This is a genomic window from Flavobacterium palustre (assembly GCF_014639535.1).
In the GTDB taxonomy this organism is placed as follows: Bacteria; Bacteroidota; Bacteroidia; order Flavobacteriales; family Flavobacteriaceae; genus Flavobacterium; species Flavobacterium palustre.
Window position 1 is genome coordinate 1 of the sequence record NZ_BMGA01000021.1, and the last position, 2,371, is coordinate 2,371.

A 2,371-nucleotide genomic window follows, 5' to 3' on the forward strand; every position below is an offset into this window, starting at 1 on the left:
CACTCCATTCAGCAATTCAGCAAATGAAGCGGCAAAGAAATTATAATATTTGAACACTCCAAGAAAACCTAAATTGATTCCGATACTCAACCAAAACCAAAATTTCCTGCCATTTTCTTTCTCGCTTTTTTCGATTCGGATACCCGTGTAATAATCCAAAAAGGTTGAAAAAACTAAAAGAAAAAGAAAACGCCAATCCCAACAGGAATAGAAATAATAACTGGCAATTATCAATAACGTATTCTGTGTGGTTTTGTTTTTATTGAAAACAAACCAATACAGTACAAATACTATGGGTAAAAAAATCGCAAAGGCGAGGGAATTGAAAAACATGACTAGTTTAGATGTTTATTAATTTTTACAGAGAGTTTTTTGGAAAAAACATTAGAACCAAGCTCATTCAAATGAAAAGTATCATAGTAATATTTATTATCGTTTGCTATTTCATCATAAGCCATATCAATAAAATAAAAATTCCTATGTTTTTTTTGAATCAAATTCATCTCATTAATTATAGCTTTTCTTTTTAACTCAAAATCATTAGTCAATCTAAGTTTGTACTCTGGTGCCCAAACAAAAATAACTTTAGCATTATTATCTAATCTTGAAAAATAAAAATCTACTATTTCATTTAACAGTCTTTTATACTTAAGAATACTTTTCTTATCAATATATATTTCATTTTTTAAATTGTGATAATCAACTTTAAAAATTCTATTTTGAGGACAATATCCTTGAAATGTTTTAGCATTCTTATCTACTAAATCTGAAAAATTAGCGACTAATCCATGCTTAAGAAGTTTTAAGTTCTGATTGTATTTTAATAACGGAGTGTATCTTAAATAATAAAACTTAGTGTCATATTTTGTTATAAAATAATTTATATCAGAATAATTAACAAAAGGAATAAATTGCGACTCATTTGGTAGCACAACATTTTTATTAAAATGCGCTAAATCAATATTTTGAATTATTATTTTTGGTTTAATATTCTTCTTAAGGTAAATATCAAATTTAGATTGTTGTAAATAATATCCACCAGCATCAAAAGCAATATTAAAACAACTTTTATTCAATAATCCCCCAATAATTATGGGATTGTAGCCCACGTAGCCTCTTGAAGAACCATTGATAATAATATCACTATTTATTTGACCCGATATAATATTTTCCCAATCATTGTAGTTTGTGTTATTCCATTTTCTAAGTCCATAATCCGACAAAAACTGAATACTATAACCTGCAAAACAAATCATTAAAACAATACTAAAAATGTATTTAAAAAATAATCTCATTTAAAATTGATTTTTAAAATTGGAAATAAATGAACTCACTTTTAATATTAAATTCACCTAAAAGTAAAATCAACAAAACTGTTGAAATTAATTTAATTCTTGAGAACGAATTATATAAAGGGCATTCCTTTCCCCTATTATTCCATTCAAATAAAATTAAATAAGATAATATTATAATTACATTATAACTCATATTGATTTTAAAATTATTCAAATCAAAACTAAATTCGAATATCTTTTCAATATAACTAATTGCCATCAATATATTATCTGACCTAAAAAAAATCCATGCAAAACAAGTTATTGTAAAGGTTATCAAAATACTCCCAAAAATTTTGAACGTTGATAGACTCCAAGAGATGTTCACATCATCCGTATTTCTTCTATTCATTTTAAAAAACAATAATGGTAAAAAATACAGGGCGTTGATTCCTCCCCAGACTACATAAGTCCAATTGGCTCCATGCCAAAAACCACTTACCAGAAAAATAATTAAGGTATTTCGAATTTTCATCCACATTCCGCCTTTGCTTCCGCCTAACGGAATGTACAAATAATCCCGAAACCAGGACGAAAGCGAAATGTGCCAACGACGCCAAAACTCGGCTATATCTCTTGAAAAATAAGGGTAATTAAAATTCTTTAATAAATCGATTCCAAACAATTTAGAAACTCCAACTGCTATATCCGAATAGCCTGAAAAATCTCCGTAAATCTGAAAAGCAAAATACACAGTACCTAAAATTAACGAAACTGAATCCATTGAAGGATAATTGTCAAAAATGGCATTAGCATAATTTGCACAAGTATCAGCCACGACAACTTTTTTAAATAATCCCCAAACTATTTGAGAAATACCTTCTTTAGCTTTTTCTGTATTAAAATCTCTTTTTAATTTGACTTGAGGCAGCAAATGGGTGGCTCTTTCGATAGGACCTGCCACCAAAAGCGGAAAATAACTCACAAACAACGAATAATCGACAAAATTGTATTCGGCTTTGATTCTTTTGTAATAAATATCAATTACATACGACAATCCGTGAAAAGTATAGAACGAAATTCCCACCGGCAATACC

General features: G+C 28.3%; 2 protein-coding genes and 1 pseudogene. All 3 read right to left on the reverse strand.

The genetic code is table 11. The features are described from left to right. Positions 1 to 333 (reverse strand): annotated as a pseudogene (locus IEV84_RS16355) (MBOAT family O-acyltransferase); the annotation flags it as partial. A 2-nt stretch (positions 334 to 335) separates the two neighbouring features. Next, on the reverse strand, positions 336 to 1,295 hold the full coding sequence (locus tag IEV84_RS16360; protein WP_188495868.1) for a hypothetical protein: 960 nt from the start codon (positions 1,293 to 1,295) through the stop codon (positions 336 to 338). Between the two features lie 13 nt (positions 1,296 to 1,308). Beyond that, positions 1,309 to 2,371, reverse strand: a 1,063-nt coding sequence (locus IEV84_RS16365) for an MBOAT family O-acyltransferase (protein ID WP_188495870.1), incomplete at its 5' end; no start/stop codon positions are given.

Coding starts and splice junctions, on each gene's coding strand:
- IEV84_RS16360 (WP_188495868.1), bottom strand. CDS start 1,295: ATGAGATTATTTTTTAAATACATTTTTAGTATTGTTTTAATGATTTGT.